Genomic DNA, 23,257 nt, shown 5'->3' with positions numbered 1-23,257 from the left:
CCCATGATCCCGACCATTCCACGTTCCCGCAGCTTTCGCGTCCTTTACGGCGGTTATGTCCTGCTGTTCTTCCTCTATCTCGCGCTGCCCCTGACCGTCGTCGCCGTCTTCGCCTTCAACGACAGCCAGTTTCCGTCGCTGCCGTGGGAAGGCTTCACCTGGAACTGGTTCTTCGGAGAGGACCGTCCCCAGATCGGCGTCTTCCACGAACGCGGCATCCTGCGCGCGGTGGGTACCTCGGCCTTCGTCGCCACCTGCGTCGCGGTCCTGTCGGTGAGTGTCGGGACCACGAACGCCTTCCTGTTCAACCGCTACGAATTCCGCGGCAAGGGCGCGCTTTATGTCCTGATGCTGCTGCCGCTGGTCATTCCCGGGATCGTGCTCGGTATATCTATCCTCGTCTTCTCCTCGACGCTGGCGAACGGGATCTGGAACGCGGCGGAAGTGGATATCCAGGCGCTGCGCCCCGGATTGCTGCTGGTGATCCTTGGGCAGTTCTCCTTTATCACCACCATCGCGACGCTGGTCATCACCGCCCGGCTGCAGAAATTCGACCGCACGCTGGAAGAGGCCGCGCTGAACCTCGGCGCCACGCGCCTGACGGCCGTGCGCACGATCACCATCCCGTTCCTGATGCCGGCGATGATCGGCGCGCTGGTGGTGGCGTTCCTGATGAGTTTCGAGAACTTCAACACCACGCTCATGCTGGTCGGCTCCGACGCGCCCCTGACCATCGCCATGTTCGACCGCCTGAATGAAGGTTCGACGCCGCTTCTGAACGCGGTTTCCCTTCTATTGATGCTGGGTTCGTCGCTCCTGGCGCTTCTCGTGATCCTGTTCCAGCGCCGATAGGGATCCTACCGCCGCGGCGTCCCCGGCTTCTCGGACGACGCTCTCTTCTGCGCCGCGCGCGCCCGGTTCTTCTTGCTGTTGGGCTTGCCCTTCGGCGGTGGCGGCCCCTTGCCAGCCCGCTTGGAGGCAGGTTTTCCACCGGCTTTGGCCTTACCGGCCTTACCGGCCTTGCCTGCGTCTTTCGGCATGTCATTGTCGCCCCGCGCCCCGTGCCGGGGTTTGCCCAAGGGGGCATGCACCGCCGGATCGGGCGCCTTCGTCTCGCGCTGTCGCGCCGGGGGTGTCGCGTCCCTGCGGTCCTCGGGCTTGGGCTTGCGGCGGCGCGGCGCGGGCGTGTCATTCCAATCGACGGGCGTCGTGTCCCCCTTGGACGACCCCGGTTTTGCCTTGGGGCCGCGCTCTGGTTTGCCGGGCCGGAAGGGCGGCAGGTCCGGTGCCGCGTCAAGGCGGCGAAGCTTCTTGCTGCCCTCGATCGTCATCCCTGGACCGATAGTGTCGAGGAAACCGGGCACGCTGGCCTCGCGGATCTCGATATAGGACAGGTCATCGGCCACGCGGATCGCGCCGATATCGTCCTTGCTCAGCCCGCCCGCCTTGCAAACCATCGGCAGCAGGTGTCGGGGCGAGGCCGCCTGGTTGCGCCCTTCGGACAGCGAGAACCAGACGCTGGGGCCGAACGCGGCGCGCGGTTTCGGCTTGTCGGGCTTGCCCGGTTTGACGGGGCTCAAATCCTCGGGCGCGGAATGGCGCAGCTTGTACTGACGCAGGTAGGCGGCGGCGATCTGCTCGGGCGTGAAGCGTTCCAGCAGTTGGTCCACCGACGCGCGCTCGCCTTCGGTGATCTCCGCCTGCCAGTCATCGGCATCCAGCATGCGCACCTGATCCTGCGCATCCACCTCCGCCGCCGACGGCGCGGCGGTCCATTCCGCTGTCAGCTTGGCGAACTTCAGGATGCGCTCCGCCTTCTTGCGGGCCGAGGGCACGACGATCAGCGCGCTGACCCCCTTGCGTCCCGCGCGGCCGGTGCGGCCCGAGCGGTGCAAAAGCGTCTCGTGGCTGCTGGGCAGTTCGGCATGCACCACCAGGTCCAGCTTGGGCAGGTCGATGCCCCGTGCGGCCACATCGGTCGCCACGCAAACCCGCGCCCGCCCGTCGCGCATGGATTGCAGCGCGTTGGAGCGTTCGCTCTGCGTCAACTCCCCCGACAAGGCCACGACCGAAAATCCCCGGTTCGACAGCCGCGTCGTCAGCCGCGCGACCATGGCCCGCGTGTTGCAAAAGACGATGGCATTCGGGGCCTCGTAATAGCGCAGAACATTGATCACCGCGTTCTCGTTGTCATGCGCCGCCACCGTCATCGCGCGGTACGCGATATCCGAATGCTGCGCCTGTTCCCCGACGGTCGAGATCCGCTCGGCCTCCCGCTGGTAACTTTGCGCCAGCCTGGCAATGGCGGCGGGAACCGTGGCCGAGAACAACAGCGTCTGCCGCGCCTCCGGCGTTTGCTCCAGGATAAACTCCAGGTCCTCGCGAAAGCCGAGGTCCAGCATCTCGTCCGCCTCGTCCAGCACCGCTGCCCGTACCGCCGACAGGTCGATGGACCCGCGCATGATATGATCCCGCAACCGCCCGGGCGTGGCGACGACGATATGGGCGCCGCGTGCCAGCGTCCGCCGTTCATCCCGCATGTCCATGCCGCCGACGCAAGAGGCCAGCACCGCGCCCGCATCGGCGTAAAGCCAGCCAAGCTCGCGTTTGACCTGCATCGCAAGCTCGCGGGTCGGTGCCACGATCAACGCCAGGGGCGCGTCAGCCTGCTCGAAGGTATCCGCGTCACCCAGCAACGTGGAGGCGATCGCCAGCCCGAAACCGATCGTCTTGCCGGATCCTGTCTGCGCCGAGACCAACAGGTCACGGCCCTCCAGTTCAGGTTGGGTGACAGCCTGCTGGACAGGGGTCAGGACGTCATAGCCTTTACGGGCCAGCGCATTCGCAAGGGTGTGTTTCAAGGGCCTGGTGCTTTTCCTGGGAAAGACGTGTCAGCCGGGCGGCGCTTGGACCGCCGGCAAGTGCCCGGCAATACCCCCTCGGGACGTCTTTGTATAGGCACTAATCGACGATTGATGAATAGCTCTGCTCTTTGACGCACCGGTAGACCCACGTGGCGCATCCCGCCTTTCACATTCGCCGAAACATGCAGGTTCTTGCGGGGGGCAAAGAGCCGACATATGGCTTTCCATGAATTCGATAGGGGGTAAAATCCCCGCCTTGACGGGCGTGCCGGATCAGGTCCGGCCTTGGGGTGCCAATGATTTCCTGGATTGATGTGGGGCCATCTGTCCCGGCCTGCAATGAGACCGGGAGCGTGGCGGCCCAGTCTCAAGGGCCGCCAGTTTGACTCGGTTCGCTTACTTCGACTCGTCTTCGTCGCGGAACATGTCAGCCATGTCCATCTCGGGGTTGTTCTCGCACTCTTCTTTCAGCACGACCATCAGTTCCTCGTCCGACCCGGTCGCAGCAGCGCGCGCGGCAGCGCGGCCGCCGATGTCATCGTCGGGGTCGCCGAGTTCGTCCGTGGCGCTCGACGCGTCCGTGTCGGCTTCTTCGTCTGCACCGACCGCTTCGTCACGAATGTTCTCGCGGCCGCCCATGGTCTCGAATGCCTCCATTTGACCTGCGTCGTCCATCTCGCTGAATTCGGCGCAAGTCACCGCGTAGGCGGGTTGCGAAAGGGCAATGAAGAGGCCGAGGACCGAGGTGGTTTTCAGAAACGTGTTGCTCAAAGTCATGTAAAACTCCCATTCTTAGGTTTAACCGCCCCATGCACCATGCACTCAAAACGTAAACCTTCAGGCTCGAAACGCGCCGGGGTGTGAACATGTTCCGGCCACGTACCGCCGAATTCCGAATGTGCGATCCATCCTGTCGCGGCTCGTGCGGCGTCTTGAACGATTCGACCGCCTCATTTGAATTAAATTTTGCGTCGATTCGCTCAAATTGTGGCGTCACCGTTTCCGGATCGTGGATATTCGTCGTTTCTGAAGGCGATTGACGCTAGGTCAACAAACAGCCACGCGTTTGTTTCACCCAAGTCTCGACACAATCCGACCATGGTTGCCTTTCGTCCGATTTGGAAACGGCGATCTACCTTTGATTGTTTTTCGCGTCGGCGGAAAAAGGCCGAGCCCTTGTTTTTAGGGCTGTTGCGCGGATACCCGCCGAAGGGTGCGCGGAAACAATAACTAGAACGTGTTTTGCAGGCTGCCTTAATTCGCCGCTTCGTCGTGGTTTTTTGCAAATTGCTCGGACAGTTTTCTGACAAATTTCACTTTGTGGCGCACATCACATCTCGTAAAACGAACTCAGCCCAACTGGGGGGCGATGTCTGTAGGTCACGGGGGCGACCGCACGAAACGCATCATATTAGGTGCGGAAAGGTGCGATCGTCGGGCTGCTTTGGCAGCAGACTGGTAGCGAATGTATGCGGAGTGCGAAATCCGCGACGTTCCCGCGTGATATGCGGGTCTTTCCCTCCTGATAATCGAGGTCCGTGCAGGTTGCCCCTGGCCGTCACGTCGCTGGCTTTGGGAATGGTTTTGGTCTGGCGTCGCCGCATGTGCGGTGATGCCGAATGGAGAAGACGATGTCGAATTTTGATCCAAGCTCGGTCACTGGCCTGATTGGCCTGTGGGATTTTAAAAGTGGTGCTGAAAAGAAAGATACCGGCCTGGACGACGGTGTTGCCCAGAACGCGACACACGGCGATGGCAACGCCATCAACGTCAGCTTTTCCAACGACCAGCTGATCGTGGGCGCGGGGAGCAACTCGCACCCCACCGTGCTCGATGTCAAAGCCGACCCGTACTCCTCCGCGGATGACGAACAGTTCAACCTGGATCGTGGCACCATCGAGACGCAATTCACGCAGGACGCGCACTCGGGCAGCTCGGAAGACGTGATCCTGTCGCGCGGCGAAAAGAACATCGACAATCATGACGAGGGCTTCTTCGAAATCCGCGTCACCAACGATGGCAAGGTTCAGACCTACCACAACACCAACGACGGCGACGCGGTCGCCACCCTGTCCACCTCGAAGGACTTTTTTGAACCGGGCGACCTGGTCAACGTGAAATATTCCTTCGATGTCGATACAGGCGCCACTCTGACGGTCGAGAACCTGACAACCGGCAAGACCGAGACAATCGAGAGCGACGAGAAGGGCCTGACCTTCGACCTGACCGACAATGACGACGAGGAATTCAGCTTCGGCGCGCGCGAAGTGGACGACGGACATTACGACAAGGAATTCCAGGGCGCGATCGACTACGTGGCGCTCTACGAGGAATCCAAGGCAAGCCCCGATGGCGCTGTCGACGGCGAGGAGTTCGGCGAGGACATGGACCTCGGCTATGATGACTCCAACGCGCCCACCGACCAGGGCGGCGACAAGATCACCGATGGCGCCGACCTGATCTATGGCAATGGCGGCGACGACACGATCAACGGTGCTGGCGGCGATGACACCATCTATGGCGGCACCGGCGGCGAGAAGGGCTTCAACGGACCGCGCGAAAGCTTCAACTGGGACAAGGTCTCGGGCGCTCAGGCGGACAGCACCGTCACCCAGGACACCGGCAGTGTGGATGTGACCTATACCCGCATCGCGGATACGGGGAACCACGTAAGCGATGTCGACAACCACACCAACCTGAACACCGCCGGCATCGACACGGGCGGCGAGTCGATCGACACCGACAGCTCGCTGCTCTCGGAAACCGGCGGCAAGGGCAATACCGGCAAGTTCCAATGGGAGTTTTCGGAAGTTGTCGGAAACGTTGAATTCAACATCAATGACCTCGACGGTGACGGCCTTGTGACCGTGAAAGCCTACGACGCCGACAACAACCCGATCGAGGTTGTCCTGACCGGTGGCAAGGACATCAATATCACCGGCAACGTCGCCGACGCGGATGGCCCGTACCAGAACGTCAACGACCCCGACACGACCGTCAATGTCTCGATCGCGGGGCCGGTATCGCGCGTGGTGGTCGAGCATACGCAGAACGGCTACGACAATTCCGGCATCCACATCACCGACATGTATTTCGACACCGGCTATAGCCTGGGTGACGATGGCAACGACGTGATCACCGGCGGCGCCGGCGCGGACGAGATGTACGGCGAGGGCGGCGACGACACCTTCATCGTCTCCAGCGGTGCGGACGGCGACGGCGACAAGGTGGTCGGCGGCAACGGCCCGGATGACACCAAGGACAACGACACGCTGGACCTGCGCGGCGCGGGCCAGGTGACGATCGTCGACTCTGCCGACTCCAGCGATGCCGGCGCCCGGAAAGGCACCGTGACCTTCGAGGACGGCTCGGTGCTGGAATTCAGCCAGATCGAGACGATCCTGACTGATCCGCAGCGCGACGGTGTCGTCGACGGCGAGGAAACCGGCGAGGTCATGAACCCCGGCTACGACGACAGCAATGGCCCGACCGACGGCGGCGGCGATATCATCGACGGTCCCGACGGGCTGGATGACGTCATCGAGGGCAATGGCGGCGACGACACGATCAATGCCGGCCTGGGCGACGACACGGTCGACGGCGGCACCGGCGCGGACGTGATAGTCGGCGGTGCGGGTACAGACTCGATCACCGGCGGCCAGGGCGATGACGACATCGCCGTGGGCGGCAATGACAGCGCCTGGGGCGGCACCGGCGACGACGAGTTCACTGTCGACGCCACCGATCCGGCGGCAGATATCGACGCCACCATCGACGGCGGCTCGGACGGCACCGACGGCAACCCCGACGGCCCGGAAAACGGCAACGAGGGCGACATCCTGAACCTCGGCGACCAGACCGACGATCTGACCGTCACCCTGGAAGACGCCGATCCCGAGAACGGCACGGTCAACGGCCTAGATGCCGACGAAACGCCCGACATCACCTTCGAAGAGATCGAGCGGATCATCACCGGCAGCGGCAATGACACCATCGATGCCGAGGATGCCGACGGCCCGATCGACGTGGAAACCGGCGCAGGCGACGACAGCGTCGACGGCGGCAACGGCGACGACAAGATCGACACCGGCGACGGCAACGACACGGTCTATTCCGGCGACGGTTCGGACACGGTCGATGGCGGCCACGGGGACAACTACATCGACACATCGCTCAACAGCGGCCTGCCGCTGCCCGATGACGGCTTCCCGTCCTACGGTCCGTTCCCGGCCGTCCCGGCGGATGCCGATCCCAACGACGACCGCGATCTAGTCAATACCGGCAACGGCAACGACACGATCTATACCGGCGATGATAACGACACGATCAATGCCGGCGCGGGCGACAACTATGTCGACGGCGGCCTTGACGACGACGAGATCACCACGCTCTGGGGCGCCGACACCATCGTCGGCGGCGAAGGCGACGACACGATCTCGTCCGGCGCGGGCGACGACCTCATCTATGGCGGTCTCGACCCCAATGTCGTGCCCTTCGACCAGGTCAACATCCCCGACGCGCCCGATGGCGGCAGCTACGGCCCCGACCCGGACGAAAGCAACGGCAAGGATCTGATCAATGCCGGGGCTGGCAACGACACGGTCTATGGTCAGGACGATGACGACACCATCTTCGGTGGCGGCGGCAGCGACCTGCTCTATGGCGGTACCGACGACGACCTGATCTATGGCGAAAACGGCCGGGACACCATCTACGGTGGCCAGGGCGCAGACACCATGTACGGTGACGCCGGCTCGGACGAGTTCCGCTTCGATGCCCGCGAGGAAGCCTTCGGCGACGAAATCGACGGCGGCACCGAGGATGGCGACAACGACCCGACGACAGACAACGAGAACGACCAGCTTTACCTGCAAGGGATGGGCCGGTTCGAGATCGTCCAGAGCGACGGCGTCACCCCGCTGGACCTCACCACGCCGAACGACCCGGACGGCAACAGCTTTACCGGCCAGGTCAACTTCCTCGATGCCAGCGGCAATGTTGAAGGCACGCTGAAGTTCACCGAGATCGAGGACATCATTCCCTGCTTCACGCCGGGAACGGTCATCGCAACGCCGAAAGGTGAGCGTCTGGTCGAAGACCTGCGCGAAGGCGACAAGATCATCACCCGCGACAACGGTCTGCAAGAGATCCGTTGGGTGGGCCGCCGCGATCTGTCGGGGCAGGAACTGGTCAGCGCGCCGCACCTGCAGCCGGTCCTGATCCGTGCCGGTTCGCTGGGCCACGGCCTGCCGGAACGTGACATGATGGTCTCGCCGCAGCACCGCCTGCTGATCAACAACGAGAAGTCGGCGCTCTACTTCGAGGACCGCGAGGTTCTGGCAGCCGCCAAGCACCTCACCGGCATGGAAGGTGTGACCTCGGTCGAGGCCAGCTCCGTCAGCTACATCCACTTCATGTTCGACCAACACGAGGTGGTGCTGTCCAATGGCGCCTGGACCGAAAGCTTCCAGCCCGGCGACACGGTGCTCGACGCGATGGGCAACGACCAGCGCAACGAGATCTTCGAGCTCTTCCCCGAATTGTCGGAGGCAGAGGGCCTGAAGGCCTACACCGCCGCACGCCGGTCGCTGAAAAAGCACGAAGCCCGGCTTCTGGTCAAGTAACAGCTTTGCAGCCGACCGGTCCTTTCGGGGGCCGGTCACATGGAATCGGTTGCGGGGGCTGACTCGAGTTCCAGTAAACAATCCCGGCCATTGGTCGGGATTGTTTCGTTATGGCGCGGCACAGGAAAGCCGGGACAAAATCCTGGCGCTCTTTCCCGAAGTCGCCATGCCGGCGGGACTGGAAAGCTACCAGGCGGCCCGCCTGTCGCTCAAGCCGCACGAGGCGAAGCTGCTGGTCGAACAGTCCCTGCGCTAAAGCGTTTCGCGGTGAACCTGACGTGCAGCTTATCGCGAAATGCAGCAGAACAGCCAATCGTTGCACGCGTTTCGCCTTTCGCGGATGGCTCAGGTCAAAGGCGAAACGCTTTAGCCTTTCGCCGCCCGCCAGTCCGCCCAGGCTTCGGGCGTATCCAGATCCAGCGTGGCCCTGGTCCCGCCAAGGCGACAGGGCCGTATCTTTTCCGGCCCGATCACTTCCCGCGCGCCGGTATCGCCGCTCAATGTGACCAGCGCCGGCAATAGCCGGGCGGGCAGGAGGGTCGGATGCCCGAAACGCCCCTCCGCGTCCGTGGCGCGGATCACGTCGCCGGGATGGTCCGCGTGCAGTGCCGCCACCGCGCGCATGTCATCCGCATCCAGGTCGGGCATGTCGGGCAGTACGATCATCAGCCCGCTCATGTCCCGTTCCATGGCCCAGCCCGCCGCCACGCGCAGCGACGCACTGAGGCCGCTGGCAGCATCGGGGACTGGCCGCCTCTCCAGTCCCGCGTTCGCCGCGACGTCAAGGCTGGTAGCGCGCGCCCCGGAGACGGTGGGCAGGGTAACAAGAACAGGTAAACCGAGGCTTAAGGCCCGCCGGGTTTGCCGCAGCAAAATCGGCACAGCGTCGACTTCCTCCAACAGCTTGTCGCGCCCCCGCATCCGCGAGGACGCGCCCGCTGCGGGCAGAACGATCCCCAGTGTCACCGCTGCCAAACCCCTAGCAATTGATCCCGTCTTACCCTCGCATCCGGGTCATGTCGGGGTCAAACAGATGCTCGGTCAACAGCTTTGCGGCGCACATCTCGCCCAGGATCTCGATCTCGGCCTCCAGCCCCGGCTTGGCGTTTTCAGCGGGGATCAGCGCCAGGGCGATGGATTTCTCCGCGTGGTGCGAATAGCCGCCCGAGGTGCAGAACCCCTGCACACTGCCGTCGATCCAGACAGGCTCGTAGCCGTTCACATCCGCATCCGTCGCATCCACCTCGAACGCGACCAGCGCCCGCTTCGCGCCTTCGGCCCGCTCTGTCTCGGCCGCCGCACGCCCGATGAAATCGGCGTTTTTCCCGAAGCTGATGAAGCGGTCCATGCCCGTCTCGCCCGGCGTGTAATCCGGCGAAAACTCCGACAGCCAGGACCCAAAGAACCGATCGAGCCGCAGCGACATCATCGCCCGCATCCCGAAGGGCTTCAGGTCGAAGTCTTTGCCTTTACTCCACAACTCGTCCCAAAGCGCCCGTTGCGCCATCGGATCGCAATAGATCTCGAAACCGAGGTCGCCGGTATAGCTGACCCGCTGCACCAGGCAGTCGACCATGCCCACGGAAATATGCCGCAGATCCATGAACGCCATGTCGGAAATATCCGCCCGCGTGCAGGCCGCAAGCAGATCCCGCGATTTCGGGCCCGCGATCTGAAACCCGTTCAGGCGGTCCGAGATATTCTCGACCGTCACGCCCGTTTCCGCGTTCTGCTCGAACCAGCGCATGTGATAGGCCTGTGCGCCGTAGGACGCGGTCAGCTGGAACGCCTCGTCCGACAGGCAGGACACCGTGAAATCCCCGATCAACCGCCCCGCATGCGACAGCATCGGCGTCAGGCTGATGCGTCCCGGCTTCGGGATGCGCCCCGCCATGATACGGTCCAGCCAGTCACGCGCGCCGGGGCCGGTCACCAGGTATTTGCCAAAGTTGTGAACCTCATTGATTCCAACGCCTTGCCGGACGGCCTTCACCTCGCGCGCCGTGGCGTCCCATGCGTTCGAGCGGCGGAAACTGGGCGTCTCGAATCGAGGCTCGTCGCCTTGGGCGAAATAGTTCACGACCTCCAGCCCGAACTGGTGCCCCCAGACCGCGCCCATACCGTCAAAGATGTCGTACATCGGCGTCGTGCGGAAGGGGCGCGCGGCGGGCAGTTCCTCGTTCGGATAACTGACGGAAAACCGCTTCTGATAGTTCTCGATCACCTTGGGCAGGGTATAACCGGGCGTGATCCAGTCGCCATATCGGGCCACGTCCATCGCGCTCACGTCGCGCTCGCATTCCCCCTCGACCATCCACTGCGCCAGCATCAGGCCCACACCGCCGCCCTGGCTGAACCCGGCCATCACGCCACAGGCCGACCAGTAGTTGCGCAGGCCCGGCACAGGCCCCACCAGCGGGTTGCCATCGGGGGCAAAGGTGAACGGCCCGTGAATGACCGACTTTACCCCGGCGCGTTCCAGCGCGGGGAATCGTTTGTACGCGAAATCAATGGATTGCTCGATCTTGTCAAAGTCATCGGGCAGCAGCTCGTGCCCGAATTCCCACGGCGTGCCGTCCACCGCCCAGGCGCGGCAGGGCTGCTCGTAGAACCCGATGCACAGGCCACGCCCTTCCTGCCGCAGGTAGCTTTCACCTGCCGGGTCCATGACATGCGGGTGCTCGCCCCCCGCGTCGATGATCGCGGCAATCTCGGGCACTTCCTCGGTCACGAGGTACTGGTGCTCCATCGGGTAGATCGGCACATAGACCCCCGCCATGGCGCCCACTTCGCGCGCCCAGAGGCCCGCTGCGTTGACGATGTGCTCGGCCAGGATCGTGCCCTTGTCGGTCACCACTTCCCACGTGCCGTCCGGTTTCGGTTTTGTTTCCAGAACCTTGCAATGCGTCTCGATGGTGGCGCCGCCCATCCGCGCGGCCTTGGCATAGGCGTGGGTGGTGCCCGACGGGTCAAGGTGACCGTCCAATGGATCGTAGAGCGCGCCGATGATACCGTCGGTGTTGGTGACGGGGGCGATCTTGCGGATTTCCTCGGGCCCGACCAGCTCCGTCTCGAGCCCCATGTAGCGGTGCTTGGCCCGTTCCGCCAACAGCATGTCAAACCGGTCGCGGTTGTCGGCAAGGGTAACACCGCCCACGTGGTGCAACCCGCAGGACATGCCGGTGATTTCCTCCAACTCCTTGTAAAGCTTGATCGTGTAGCCCTGAAGCGCCGCCATGTTGGTGTCGCCGTTCAGCGTGTGAAAGCCCCCCGCGGCGTGCCACGTGGACCCCGAGGTCAGGTCCGAGCGCTCGATCAGCATCACGTCCGACCAGCCCAGTTTCGTCAGGTGGTAAAGCACGCTGCATCCGACAACGCCGCCGCCGATCACGGCCACTCGGGTGGTGGTTTTCATGGGGTGTTCCTTTCGGTCTGCCGTTGCGTCCAGACTGTCTGATTGCGGACGGGTGGCATGTCCGTTTGCGACAGGTATTGTCGCTAAAGACGGGTCGGGCGATTGTGCGAAGCAGGGTGAATGCGTCACCGCGCATTTCCGCCCGCTGCCGCAAACCGTAACCCCTTGTCGGAAACGGCATGACAAAAAGCCATCACACGACCGATGATGTCGGGAACCGACAAACGCGGGCCGTCCCGGTGGGGCAGTGTGCCGCCAAACAGTCAGATAGGAAGACGAGATGAAGACTCATGCACAGGCCGTTGTCATCGGAGGGGGCGTCATCGGATGCTCGGTGCTCTACCACCTGACAAAGCTTGGATGGACAGACGTGGTGCTGCTGGAGCGCGACGAACTTACCTCCGGCTCCACCTGGCACGCGGCGGCCAACATCCACGGCCTTCACGACAGCGCCAATATCAGCCGGCTTCAGCACTACACGATGAACCTCTACAACAGTCTTGAGGAGGAAACCGGCCAAAGCTGCGGCGTCTTCCAGCCCGGCTCGCTCTACCTCGCGCAGACCGAAAACCGCGAGCACCAGCTGAAGCTTCAGGCCGCCAAGGCCGAACTCTACGGCATGAACTTCTACGAGATCACCCGCGAAGAGGCCGAGGAAAAGCACCCGCTGGTCAATTTCGACGGCATCCGCTGCATCATGTGGGAGCCTGACGGCGGCAACGTGGACCCGTCCGGCGTGACCAACGCCTATGCCGTGGGCGCCCGCCAGCGCGGCGCGGAAATTCACCGTTTCACGCCGGTCACGGCCACCACGCAGAAGCCCGACGGTACCTGGATCGTCGAGACGCCCAAGGGCAATATCGAAACCGAATGGGTCATCAACTGCGCCGGTCTCTGGGGCCGCGAAGTGGCCAAGATGGCGGGCATCGAGGTGCCGCTACAACCGACCGAGCACCAGTATTTCGTGACTGAAACCATCGCGGATATCGACGGCATGGACCGCCGCCTGCCGTCGGTCGCCGACCGCGACGGCGAATACTACCTGCGGCAAGAGGGCAAGGGCCTGCTGATCGGCGCTTACGAGCGTGACATGCGCTTCTGGGCCGAGGATGGCACGCCGCTCGATTTTGCGCATGACCTTTTCCCCGACGACCTGGAACGCATCATGGAAAACGTGATGCGCGCGATGGACCGCGTGCCGGTCGCCGCCGAGGCCGGGATCAAGCGGGTCATCAACGGCCCGATGATCTGGTCGCCCGACAGCAACGTGATCCTTGGCCCCGTGCCGGAGCTCAAGAACTACTTCATGGTCGGCGGCATCATTCCCGGGTTCAGCCAATCCGCCGGCATGGGCCTGATGGTCAGCCAGTGGATCGTCGAGGGCGAGATGAAATACGACATGTTCGCCTGGGACATCGCGCGCTTCGGCCTCTGGGCCAACGACCGCAAGTTCGTCAAGGCGAAGGTCGAGGATGTCTATGCCCACCGCTTCGCCATCCATTACCCCAACGAGGAACGCGCCGCGGGCCGCCCCCTGCGCACGCGCCCCGTCTATGAAATGCAGAAAGAAATGGGCGCGGTCTTTGGCCTGAACTACGGCTGGGAACACCCGCAATGGTTCGCCGATGAACCCGGCACGAAAGACACCAACGGTTTCATCCGCCAGAACTGGTGGGCACCCGTGGGCGAGGAATGCAAGATGCTGCGGGACCGGGCGGGTATCATCGATATCTCCAACTTCGCCAAGTACCACGTCAAGGGGCCGGGGGCCGAGGATTGGCTGAATGCCGTGTTCGCCAACCGGATGCCCAAATCCGTGGGCCGGTCGTGCCTGACGCCGCTGATCGGCGTGCGCGGCGGCATCGCGGGCGACGCCACGGTGACGCGCGTGGCCGAGGATGAATTCTGGGTCGTCTCCTCGGGTATGGCCGAACGCTATCACAAGCGGTTCTTCGACATGGTCCCGCTGCCCGAGGGCACCACCTTCGAAACCAAGACCGAGGCCATGTGCGGCTTCAACGTCGCCGGGCCGAAATCGCGCGAGATGCTGCAACGCCTGACCAACGAAAGCCTCGCTACCGAGGATTTCCCCTTCATGCGCTCCAAGATGATCGACATCGCGGGCGTCGAATGCCTCGCCCTGCGGGTCAGTTTCACCGGCGATCTGGGGTGGGAGCTGCACTGCAAGACCGAGGACCAGGAGAAGCTCTACAAGGCCCTTCTGGAAGCGGGCAAGGAATTCGGCGCAGGCCCCGTGGGCGCGCGCGCGCTCATGTCCATGCGGGTCGAAAAGGGCTATGGCTCGTGGAGCCGCGAATACTCGCCCGAATACTTCCCGCACGAGGTCGGCTTTGCGCCGCTCTGCAAAATGGACAAGGACTTCCTCAACAAGGCCGCGGCGGAAAAGGCCATGGCCGAGCCCACGCGCGAGGAACTGGTGCTGATCCATATCGACGAGGAAGACGTCACCGCCTCCAACGCCGACGCCACGGGTGGCGAGCCAATCCGCGATGCTAATGGCACCCCCGTTGGCCGCGTCACCTCGGGCACCTATGGCTACACCGTCGGCATGAGCCTCGCCCTGGGTTACGTCAAGTCCGGCACGGTCAAACCCGGCGATGACGTTCAGGTCATGGTGCTGGGCCGCCCGCACAAGGCGCGCATCCTGCACGAGCCGCCATTTGACCCCAAGGGCGAAAAGCTGCGCTCCTGAGTCAAGTATCGTCTACGCCGGTCAGGGGTATTGAATCCCTGACTGGGCGCAGGCGGCTCACGCCGATATCGGTATGGCGAAAGAACTGGTTCGGACGCCATGCGTATCGGTTTGACGGTTTTTTGAACGCGCTCCGCTCGGTTCTTTCCGCACCGGGGCCGGCAGTGCGCGTTGTCGCGGTGCCGAGCCTGGTGCGACCTCGAAGGGCGGTTTACCTACAGCGTAGGAAAGCGTGGGTTGTCACCCCCCCTACGCCTGTGAGGCCTCGAACCGCTCATGTGCCCGGGCAACCACGTCCCGATCCAGGCTCAGGCCCAGCCCCGGTTTGCCTTCCAGCGCCAGCTGTCCCTTGACGGGGGCCACCTCCGGGCCCTCCAGCACGTTATCTTCCAGTAACTGCCACATGATCTGGTTGCCATCGTCGAGGTTCGGAATTGCGCGGCCCACGTGATGCTCGGCCACGGTGGTGATGCCGGTGGTCATCGAGGAATGGATGCAGATCTTCAGCCCCGCCGCCTCGGCAATCGCGGCGGCCTGCATCATCGGGCGCAAGCCGCCGATCTCGCGTGGGCCGACCGCGATCATGTGCGCATGTCCGCCGCTGGTCGCACGGTACACCTCGTTCAGCGTGAAAACCGACTGGTCCGCGCCGATGGCGATCGGGCTTTGCCGCGCGACCTGTCCCAGCGCCTCCAGCGCGGTCGAGGGCGTGGGCTGCTCGATATACTCGATGTCGAACTCGGCAAGCCGGGTAATCATCCGCAGCGCCAGCGCCGGATCCCACGCCTCGTTCGCGTCCAGCCGCAGGCGCGTGTCGCCGATGGCCGCGCGCACCGCCCGCGTGGCGGCGATATCGCGCTCCGGCTCAATCCCGACCTTGAGATAGATAACCGGATGGCCCGCCGCCACCGCGGCCCGGGCATCGGCGGCCAGCTCCTCGACCGTCTCGCCCTGCAGGAAATGGAAGTACCCCACGTCGGCGCGCACCGCGCCGCCCAGCAGGTCCCACACCGGGCGGTCCGTGGCCTGTCCCTGCAAGTCCAGCGCGGCCATGTCGAACCCGCTCATCAGCTGGTTGGCGTAGCGGGGCATGTTGCCGCCAAAGGCCAGGAAATTGGCGCGGTACGCCTCGGCCATGATCTGCCGGGTCTCGAAAACCGTGCGGCCGATGAAATGCCGCGCCAGCTTGCGCAAGACCATCGCCTGTGCCGCGGCATCGGGCGCGGTCGTGGTCTCGCCCACGCCAACCGCGCCGTCCTCTCCGATCAGTTCGACAAGGTTGACGTGAAACCGCGTCTCGACGCCCTGCGACCAGACATAAAGGCGCTTCAGCGGCAGCGCCAACGGGGTGACGCGGATATCCGTGATCAGCATGTCGTGTCCTTACGGCAGGGCAGGTGCGGCGCAGTCTTGCCCACCTATCTGTCGGCTGTCCAGTGCCCGAGACCGGGCGCCGCCAGCATTCCCGACCGCCGTTGCCGGGTCTCAGACGCGAGGGCAGGGTCCGCGCGTCAGCCGCGCCGCCGCCGGTTGCGTCGCGTTGGCTGGGGCGTGTCGCCGCTGTTGTCCTCGGTGCCGTCCACCGCCGAGGAAAACGGCCCCAGCGCATTGGTGATCTGGTCCAGCGTCGGGCGGTCGCCACGCGGCCGCGTCTCAAGCGCCTCGCGCATTTTCGACAGGTGTTCGGGCATGGTGCCGCAGCAGCCGCCGATAATCGTCGCACCGGCATCACGCGCCAGCACGGCGTAGTCGGCCATCAGGTCGGGCGTGCCATTGTAATGGATATGCCCGTCCACGTATTTCGGGATGCCCGCGTTGCCCTTGGCCACGATCGCACGCTCGGTGCCTTGTGCCACGAATCCCAGCACGGTGCGCATCAGGTCCGACGCGCCGACGCCGCAATTCGCGCCAAAGGCCAGCGGTTTGTGATCCAGTTTTTCCACCATCACCGCCATGTCGGCCGAGGTCAGGCCCATCATCGTGCGCCCGGCGGTGTCGAAACTCATCGTGCCGCACCACGGCATGTCGGCCAGCTTGAACGCCTCGGCGGCGGCCTTGTATTCCTCGGGGGCGCTGATCGTCTCCAGCCACAGCACGTCCGCGCCGCCTTCCTTCAGCCCCTCGGCTTGCTCGTGAAAGATTTCCACCGCCAGCTCGTGGGTCAGGCTGCCCATCGGTGCCATGATCTCGCCGGTGGGGCCGACGGACCCGGCCACAACCACGGGGCGGTCGCGACGGTCGGCCACCTCGCGCCCTATCTCCGCCGAGATCCGGCTCAGTTCACGCGCCCGCTTCTGCGCGCCGTGCAGCTTCAGCCGCGCGGCATTGCCGCCGAACGAGTTCGTCAGGAACAGGTCGCTGCCCGCGTCCACGGCCATGGCGTACAGCTTCTCGATCCGGTCCGGATGCTCGACATTCCACATTTCCGGCGCGTCGCCCGAACTCAGCCCCATGTTGAAGAGGTTGGTGCCCGTGGCTCCGTCCGCGAGGATCCAGTCCCGCTCGGCCATCATTTTGCTCAATGCGTTGGTCATGCGCAGCCCTTTGCGATGTTGGTCAGGAAATCTCATACATTCCGCGCGCGCGCAAACCCATAATCGTCATCATCTTCCTGAACCGGGGTATCATCCGCCGCCGTGGCACCGCGCTCACCTGCGCGTGCGGCGGGGCGGCGGATCGCCAGCCACAGGTCCAGCAGGCCCAGCCACAGCCCGATTCGGCTTCGGGCCAGCGCATAGCGGGGCACACGCCGGGCGGCAAAGCTGCTCTTGAATTGCGCCAGGCCCGACGCGGGCGCGAAGCGCTCCGCCAACTTTGCCAGTGGGCCGTGCGCCGGGGGCAGGGCGGCCAGCGACAGATGGGCGATCCCCGCCTGCCGGGCTTCGGCCACGGCCGTGGCGACCAGGGCATGCATCGTTCCTTCCGGTGCGCCATCGCCCGCCCGCATCAGGTCCAGACACCAGTCGCGTCGCCCGATGTGAAAGCTGGCGAACCCGACGACGCGGCCGTCGAGGCGGGCCAGAAACACCGCCTGATGGCTCAAGTACCCCGGGCAGAACCGGCCCATGGTCATGCCCCGCGCCGTGCCTTGCCGCGCCTGCCACGCGGCATCTATGTCACGCAGAGCGCCCCAGGGCAGGATTGTTTCCCGCGCCACCGTCACGCCGGACTGCGCAGCGCGGCGCAGCTTGCGCCTGAGCTGGCGAAAGGCGCTGCCCTCGGTGCTGAAATCGGTCGGGCGCAGGACCATGTCGTCGGCCACGTGCAGCGCATGCCAGCACTGCCGTCGCGCGGTCGCGGCGAGCCGCGCGTCGGCCTTGTAGACCAGCGGGATCAGCGATTCGCGCGTGGCATGGCCCTGCATCAGCGCCAGCGCGTTGCGCGGCCCCGCCGCGCCGGGCGCGGACAGTGGGCCGAAGAGCATACACAGCGTCTGCCCGGGCCGGATCACCGGCAGGCGCAGCGTGCCCAGCGCCAGCACTTCCGCGCCGCTCTGGCGGCACAGACCCGCTTCGGCCTGCGCCGGCCCGGCAAGGTCGCTTTCATGCAGTGACCGCTTGATCGTGCCGGGGCGCATGCCGTCGGGCAGGGGCCGGATCAGCAAGATCCCGGCCAGCACCGCGGGCAGGGCGTAATAGACCAGCCGGAACCCCACGATGGCGCATAAAAGCTCGGTATCGGGCACCTGCGGCAACAAGGCGACCAGCACCAGCTCGAACGGCCCCAGCCCGCCCGGCGTCCCGCTCAGAAGCGCCGCGCCAAGCGCGATCATGTAAACCGGCACGAGCGCGCCCGCAGACATCGCGACCGTCTCGGGCAGCAGGCACCACAGCGCGATCCCTGCAAAAACCGTGTCGATCAGCGTCAGCCCCGCGATGGCTCCCAGCGCACAAAGGCTCGGCATCCGCAAGGTGAGGGCCCGCAGGTGGATGCGGGGGTGAAGAAATACGAGTATCGCGCGGACACCAAACAGCAAAAGCAGGAACAGGGGCAGGACGGCCGGCAGCAGGTCCGACGGCGACAGCAGCGTGGCAAGGCCCAGCGCGAAACTCAGCCCGATCAGGAAGGTCACCGCCAGGCCGGTGGCCAGTTTCAAAGCCTGCACGAGGCTCAGTCCCGGCAGCAAACGCCAGCGCACCAGCGCGCCCGAGATCACGCCCATCCCCACGGTCTGCCCGATCGCGATGGCCGCCGCTCCGCTCAGCCGCGCCTGTCGCGCGGGGATATCGGTGCGCAGGTGCTTGTGCAGGATCACGTCATACTGGCCCAGCGCGGCAAAGCTGACGGCAGTGGCCGGTACCGCGCCCGCCCATTGCCAGGCCGACAGCTGCGCCATGACCTCGCCCAACCCGGCAAAAGCGCCCTCGTCGACCTGCCGCATCAGGACCCAGATGCAAACCAAGCCAAAACATAACGGCAGGGCAAGACGCACCCAGCCCGCCGCGCCCGGCCACGCGACGCGCAACACCCGTGATGACATGCAGCACCGTCCTTCCCTAGACCATATCGGCCCAAGGCTAGAGGCACGGCGTTACCGGCGGCTTAACAGATCAAATTGTCGAAAGATTACCGGGGGCAAATCGCCCCCGCGCACCTGTAGGGTGGGTGAAAACCCACGCGCCCTCAAGTTTCCTTCATCAGCTGTTCCTGCGCCACGCGCAGCAACTCGTCCATCTTCGAGCGGATCGTGTCCGCGTCCGCCATGTCGCCCAGGTCGCCCGCGACCTTGCGCACCACGTCCTCGTGCCCGGCTTCCTCGAAATCCGACAGCACGACCTCTTTCGCATAGGCGTCCGCATCTTCACCGGTCTTGCCCAGGATCTCCGCCGCCCACAGGCCCAACAGCTTGTTGCGCCGCGCCTCGGCCTTGAATTTCATTTCCTCGTCGTGGGCATACTTGTTCTCAAATGCGGTTTCACGATCGTCGAAGGTGCTCATCAGGCTCTCCCCGGGCAGGTATTTCGGTCTTCCCAGATATGGCCGCAAGCCCGCGAGGACGCAAGTCCATAAGGCCGCCTTGCCCCATTTCGCCGCATAGACTATGAGAACGCCACACGCCGCGAGTCCCTTACCGCGGCCCCAGATGAAAGAGAGCCCATGGCGCGGCGCAAGAAAATCTACGAAGGCAAGGCGAAAACCCTGTTCGAGGGCCCCGAACCGGGCACCATCGTGCAGTATTTCAAGGACGACGCCACCGCTTTCAACGCGGAAAAGAAGGACGTCATCGAAGGCAAGGGCGTGCTGAACAACATGCTCAGCGAATACTTCATGACGGGCCTCACGAATGTCGGCATCCCCAACCACTTCATGAAGCGGATCAACATGCGCGAACAACTTGTCCGCGCCTGCGAGATCATTCCGCTGGAAGTGATCGTGCGCAACTATGCCGCCGGGTCGATGGCCAAGCGGCTGGGCATGGACGAGGGCACGCAGTTGCCGCGCCCGATCGTGGAATACTGCCTGAAGGACGACGCCCTGGGTGATCCGCTGGTCACCGAGGAGCATATCGCCGCCTTCGGCTGGGCCACGCAGCAGGACATGGACGACATCCTGTCGCTCGCCCTGCGCGTCAACGACTTCCTCGCCGGGGTGATGTACGGCGTCGGAATCAAGCTGGTGGATTTCAAGATCGAGATCGGCCGCGTCTATGACGGTGATTTCATGCGTCTGATCGTGGCCGACGAGATCTCGCCCGACAGCTGCCGCCTGTGGGACATCGAGACCGGCCAGAAGCTCGACAAGGACGTGTTCCGCCGCGACCTTGGCAGCCTCACCGACGCCTATACCGAGGTCGCCAAGCGCCTGGGCGTCATGCCCAAGACCAACCCACCGGTGACCAAACCGACGCTGATCAACTAGGGGATCCGATCACATGAAAGCACGCGTACACGTCATGCTGAAAAACGGGGTGCTCGACCCGCAGGGCGAGGCCGTGCGTCACGCGCTGGGGTCGCTGGGCTTCGACGGGGTCGAGGGCGTGCGCCAGGGCAAGATCATCGAGCTGGACCTGACCGAGACCGATCCGGGCAAGGCCAGGGAGACCGTCACGGCCATGTGCGAAAAGCTGCTGGCGAACACCGTGATCGAATCCTATTCGGTGGAGATCGCCTGATGCACGCCGCCGTCATCGTCTTTCCCGGCTCCAACTGCGACCGTGACATGAAGGTCGCGTTCGAGAACGCGGGCGCAAAGGTCTCGATGGTCTGGCACAAGGACACCGAGATGCCGGCCGGGGTCGACGTGATCGGCGTACCGGGCGGCTTTTCCTTCGGCGACTACCTGCGCTGCGGCGCGATTGCCGCCAACTCGCCCATCTGCCAGTCGGTCAAGGCTCACGCGGACAAGGGCGGTTACGTGCTGGGCATCTGCAACGGCTTCCAGGTGCTTACGGAAACCGGCCTTCTGCCGGGCGTACTGCTGCGTAACTCGGGCCTGAAATATGTCTGCAAAGCCCTTGATCTGAAAGTGGAAACCTCGAATTCTGCCTACACGTCGGGCTACAACGCGGGCACCACGATCACGATTCCCATCGCGCATCACGACGGCAACTACTACGCCGATGACGACACGCTTGCGCGGCTCAATGACGAAGACCGCGTTGCCTTCCGCTACGTGGAAAACCCGAACGGCTCGCAGCAGGACATCGCCGGCATCCTGTCGGAAAACCGCCGCGTGCTGGGCATGATGCCCCATCCCGAGCGCATGGCCGAGGAAACCCACGGCAATACCGAAGGCGCGACGCTCTTCACCAGCCTTGTCGGCAGCCTGGAAACCGCCTGATCCGCGCCCCGGCGGCAAACCGCCGGGGGCCACTATGGGCGGCTCTTGTTCCGCCCCCGGCGACGGCGTAATCTGAAGCATGGCCAGGGGGTTCTTCTCAAGCGAGGACAGGAACGGGCGCACGCTGGGCTGGCGGGCGCGGCTGGCGCTTTTGACGCTGGTGGCGCTGGCCATCGGGGTCGTCGCCGTCACCAACAGCCTTCTGACCGACCGCTTTACCGAAAACACCCGCAACCGGGCCGAACTGCGCTTGGCGCTCTATTCCGGCAACCTGCTGTCCGAATTGCGCCAGAACGCCATCGTGCCACAACTTCTGGCGCGCGACCCCGCGCTGATCAGCGCGCTTGACGCGGGTAATTTCACCCAGTCTTCCCAACGCCTTATCACCTTCAACGAAGAGATCGAGGCTGCCTCGCTCACGCTTCTGGACGCCGACGGCCGGGTCGTGGCCGCCACCGACCGCGCCCGCATCGGACAGACCGCCCGCGACGCGCCCTATTTCGTCGACACCCTGCGCAGCCGCGATAACGTCTTCACCATCGTGCAGGACGAAACCGGCGCCTTCCGCTTCTTCTATTCGCGCCGCGTGGACAGCAACCAGACGCTGGCCGGCATGATCGTCGTCGAGATCAACCTGCAGAAATTCGAACGCGCCTGGGCCGGCATTTCCGATGCCGTGCTGGTCACCGACTCGCAGGGCCGCATCATCCTGGCGACAGAGCCGCGCTGGCGCGGCCTGACCGAGGAGGCCGCGCTCACCCGCGAGCCGCCCAGTTCCGCCATCTTCCGCGCCATCCAGGCCACCACCGACTGGTCCAGCCTGCCGCCCGACGCCTATGTCGAAGGCGAGGCGGTGATGCGGGTGCAGGGCAGGGTGGCCTTCCGCGGCTGGCGCATCGCGTCCTTCACCACCTACGCCTCGGTGCGCGACAAGGTGAACGGCGTCTTGGCGCTGGAAATCATGATCTTCGCCATCCTGCTGGCGCTGGCCTTCTATTTCCTCAACCGCAAGACGGCGGCGCGGGCCTCCCTCTTCCAGCGCGAGTCGGCGGAGCTTCGCGCATTGAACGCGCGCCTGCAGCGGGAAATCGCCGAACGCCAAAGGGTGCAAGAGAACCTCGCGGTGGCCGAACAGACGCTTCAGCAAAGCTCCAAGCTGGCCGTCCTGGGCGAGATGTCGGCGGCCGTCAGCCACGAGCTGAACCAGCCACTTGCGGCGATGAAAACCTACCTTGCCGGCGCCCGTCTTCTGCTGTCGCGCAACCGCCCAGACGAGGCCGTCAGCTCGTTCCAGCGCATCGACGACCTGATCGAGCGGATGGGCGCGATCACCAAGCAGCTGAAATCCTACGCGCGCCAGGACGGCAACCGCTTTCAGCCTGTAAACATGGGCGATGCGATCTATTCGGCGCTGGCGTTGATGGAACCACAGCTGCGCGAGCGGAAGGTCGACATCACCCGCACCTTGCCCGAGGATGCGGTCTGGGTCATGGGCGACCGGGTGCGCATCGAACAGGTCATCATCAACCTTCTGCGCAACGCCATGGACGCCACGCAAAACGAGGCCGAGGCGCGTATCGACATACTTCTGGCCGCGGGCGAGACGGCCGTTCTCACCGTGCGCGACAACGGCTCGGGCATCGCCGATATCGACAACCTGTTCGAGCCTTTCTATACCACCAAGCAGCCCGGCGACGGTGTCGGCTTGGGACTTGCCATTTCCTCGGGTATCGTTAACGACCTCGGCGGCCGTCTGACGGCGCGCAACGCCGCCAACGGGGGGGCTGTATTCGAAATGCAGCTGCCCATATTGACCGAAGACGCCCAACCGGACGCGACAAGAGCAGCGGAGTAAAAGGAC

General features: G+C 64.4%; 16 protein-coding genes. 8 read left to right on the top strand and 8 right to left on the bottom strand.

What is annotated here, in order from left to right:
- Nucleotides 1–3 precede the first annotated feature (3 nt).
- Nucleotides 4–852: an ABC transporter permease gene (locus PVV74_RS01355; RefSeq protein WP_274591969.1), complete on the top strand. Its 849-nt coding sequence runs from the start codon at nucleotides 4–6 to the stop codon at nucleotides 850–852.
- Nucleotides 853–857: 5 nt separating this feature from the next.
- On the opposite strand, the gene PVV74_RS01350 is transcribed toward PVV74_RS01355, so the two are convergent.
- Together PVV74_RS01350 and PVV74_RS01345 are read right to left on the bottom strand one after the other, a co-directional pair.
- A complete protein-coding gene (locus PVV74_RS01350; RefSeq protein WP_274591968.1) occupies nucleotides 858–2,861 on the bottom strand; it encodes a DEAD/DEAH box helicase in 2,004 nt (667 codons plus the stop codon).
- Between the two features lie 399 nt (nucleotides 2,862–3,260).
- Entirely contained in the window at nucleotides 3,261–3,641 is a 381-nt protein-coding gene (locus PVV74_RS01345; RefSeq protein ID WP_274591967.1) for a hypothetical protein, read from the bottom strand.
- Nucleotides 3,642–4,495: 854 nt separating this feature from the next.
- Between PVV74_RS01345 and PVV74_RS01340 the strand changes: the two genes are divergently transcribed.
- Both PVV74_RS01340 and PVV74_RS01335 read left to right on the top strand, forming a co-directional pair.
- Nucleotides 4,496–8,488 (top strand): Hint domain-containing protein, encoded by a 3,993-nt coding sequence (locus PVV74_RS01340; RefSeq protein ID WP_274591966.1) that lies wholly within the window; start codon nucleotides 4,496–4,498, stop codon nucleotides 8,486–8,488.
- Between the two features lie 100 nt (nucleotides 8,489–8,588).
- Nucleotides 8,589–8,744 (top strand): hypothetical protein, encoded by a 156-nt coding sequence (locus PVV74_RS01335; protein WP_274591965.1) that lies wholly within the window; start codon nucleotides 8,589–8,591, stop codon nucleotides 8,742–8,744.
- 110 nt (nucleotides 8,745–8,854) lie between these two features.
- On the opposite strand, the gene PVV74_RS01330 is transcribed toward PVV74_RS01335, so the two are convergent.
- Entirely contained in the window at nucleotides 8,855–9,454 is a 600-nt protein-coding gene (locus PVV74_RS01330; RefSeq protein WP_274591964.1) for a nucleotidyltransferase family protein, read from the bottom strand.
- A gap of 31 nt (nucleotides 9,455–9,485) precedes the next feature.
- The gene (locus tag PVV74_RS01325) at nucleotides 9,486–11,903 is read right to left on the bottom strand and encodes a GcvT family protein (RefSeq protein WP_274591963.1); all 2,418 of its coding nucleotides are present in this window, start codon (nucleotides 11,901–11,903) and stop codon (nucleotides 9,486–9,488) included.
- A 280-nt stretch (nucleotides 11,904–12,183) separates the two neighbouring features.
- On the opposite strand from PVV74_RS01325, the gene PVV74_RS01320 reads away from it, so the two are divergent.
- Complete coding sequence (locus PVV74_RS01320; RefSeq protein WP_274591962.1) at nucleotides 12,184–14,616, top strand: GcvT family protein; 2,433 nt, start codon at nucleotides 12,184–12,186, stop codon at nucleotides 14,614–14,616.
- Nucleotides 14,617–14,865: 249 nt separating this feature from the next.
- Here PVV74_RS01320 and PVV74_RS01315 read toward each other — a convergent pair whose 3' ends face one another.
- The 4 genes from PVV74_RS01315 to PVV74_RS01300 all read right to left on the bottom strand — a co-directional run bounded on the left by PVV74_RS01315 (nucleotide 14,866) and on the right by PVV74_RS01300 (nucleotide 19,554).
- Nucleotides 14,866–15,990: a mandelate racemase/muconate lactonizing enzyme family protein gene (locus PVV74_RS01315; protein WP_274591961.1), complete on the bottom strand. Its 1,125-nt coding sequence runs from the start codon at nucleotides 15,988–15,990 to the stop codon at nucleotides 14,866–14,868.
- A 137-nt stretch (nucleotides 15,991–16,127) separates the two neighbouring features.
- The gene (gene bmt / locus PVV74_RS01310) at nucleotides 16,128–17,150 is read right to left on the bottom strand and encodes a betaine--homocysteine S-methyltransferase (RefSeq protein ID WP_103761398.1); all 1,023 of its coding nucleotides are present in this window, start codon (nucleotides 17,148–17,150) and stop codon (nucleotides 16,128–16,130) included.
- Between the two features lie 32 nt (nucleotides 17,151–17,182).
- Nucleotides 17,183–19,096 carry a phosphatidylglycerol lysyltransferase domain-containing protein gene (locus PVV74_RS01305; RefSeq protein WP_274591960.1) on the bottom strand — a complete coding sequence of 638 codons (1,914 nt, stop codon included), beginning with the start codon at nucleotides 19,094–19,096 and terminating at the stop codon, nucleotides 17,183–17,185.
- A 143-nt stretch (nucleotides 19,097–19,239) separates the two neighbouring features.
- Entirely contained in the window at nucleotides 19,240–19,554 is a 315-nt protein-coding gene (locus PVV74_RS01300) for a DUF1476 domain-containing protein (protein WP_103761396.1), read from the bottom strand.
- 159 nt (nucleotides 19,555–19,713) lie between these two features.
- Here PVV74_RS01300 and purC point away from each other — a divergent pair, with 159 nt between their 5' ends.
- From purC to PVV74_RS01280, 4 genes are all read left to right on the top strand, one after another.
- The gene (purC, locus tag PVV74_RS01295; protein ID WP_103761395.1) at nucleotides 19,714–20,475 is read left to right on the top strand and encodes a phosphoribosylaminoimidazolesuccinocarboxamide synthase; all 762 of its coding nucleotides are present in this window, start codon (nucleotides 19,714–19,716) and stop codon (nucleotides 20,473–20,475) included.
- Nucleotides 20,476–20,488: 13 nt separating this feature from the next.
- A complete protein-coding gene (gene purS / locus PVV74_RS01290) occupies nucleotides 20,489–20,728 on the top strand; it encodes a phosphoribosylformylglycinamidine synthase subunit PurS (RefSeq protein ID WP_274591959.1) in 240 nt (79 codons plus the stop codon).
- Nucleotides 20,728–21,396: a phosphoribosylformylglycinamidine synthase subunit PurQ gene (gene purQ / locus PVV74_RS01285; RefSeq protein ID WP_274591958.1), complete on the top strand. Its 669-nt coding sequence runs from the start codon at nucleotides 20,728–20,730 to the stop codon at nucleotides 21,394–21,396. The genes purS and purQ overlap by 1 nt, the downstream gene beginning before the upstream one ends.
- Nucleotides 21,397–21,475: 79 nt before the next feature.
- Nucleotides 21,476–23,251 (top strand): sensor histidine kinase, encoded by a 1,776-nt coding sequence (locus PVV74_RS01280; protein ID WP_103761392.1) that lies wholly within the window; start codon nucleotides 21,476–21,478, stop codon nucleotides 23,249–23,251.
- The last annotated feature ends 6 nt before the right edge of the window (nucleotides 23,252–23,257 follow it).

Origin of the sequence: Roseovarius sp. SK2 (genome assembly GCF_028807495.1) — a bacterium.
GTDB lineage: Bacteria > Pseudomonadota > Alphaproteobacteria > Rhodobacterales > Rhodobacteraceae > Roseovarius > Roseovarius confluentis.
The sequence above is the reverse complement of the archived record's forward strand: the minus strand, read 5'-3'. Positions and strand labels throughout refer to the sequence as shown.